General features: G+C 41.9%; 1 pseudogene. It reads left to right on the top strand.

What is annotated here, in order from left to right:
- Positions 1-891, top strand: a pseudogene (locus ACNPNW_RS05350) (hypothetical protein); the annotation flags it as partial.

Genomic DNA, 891 nt, shown 5'->3' with positions numbered 1-891 from the left:
TGAAATCTTTTTAATTGTAGTTACTGTGCTATCAGCAGCACTGGCAATTTACACCTACATGAATATGCCTGAGATTCCTGATCAGGCATCAGGGTCTGGCAATAACAGTCTGGCTTCGCGCCAGAATAAGCACCGCACCAGTGAGCGTGTTCCCGATATTTACGGGAATGTAAAATCTATCCCAGACCTGATTGCGCCTTTATATCGATACTACGCAGACAATGTGCAGGTTGAAGAAGCACTGCTTTCAATTGGCACCGGATATTTTGAAATAGATCCCAACCAAATCAAAGAAGGTGAAACCCCGATCAATACGATTGAGGGCGCAAGTTTAAGCGTTTATGAGCCAAATACGCTGACCACTGGCGCAACACAGATTCAGATTGGTGAAGTATTTAATGATCCGCCAATTGTCGCAAAACAGGTGAGTTCGGTGGATGGGAAACAGAAACTGATTTCGCCAAACAGTAATGTTGTGAAATATAAAAGCATATCATTTAGTGGGAATTCCATATCATCCGGGCCGGGAGCTCAAGGCTCGGAAATAAATTTAATATGGAATGCTGTCACTAATAACTTCTTCTCAAACACTGTGGATTTCTCCGTAAATTTTGCTGAAAAATTCGTTAATGGCGAGCAGATCATTATCGAAAATGCAATTTATGGATCAGCACCTGATATTAATATTTCCGGGACCACGGATGTTGATGCTACCGGCATACTTACTATTGCTTCGGCCACCAATATTGTTGATCCTGGGAAATATAAGAAGATCCGCATATCTTCACTCACAGTTGATGATTTGGTTGAGGGTCAACTTAGTCTTGCGGGGGAGTATTTAGTTTCAAATATCATCAAGACTGGATCATCTGGGGCATGGTTTTATGAAGT

Source organism: Acinetobacter endophylla (assembly GCF_053543775.1).
The sequence above is the reverse complement of the archived record's forward strand: the minus strand, read 5'-3'. Positions and strand labels throughout refer to the sequence as shown.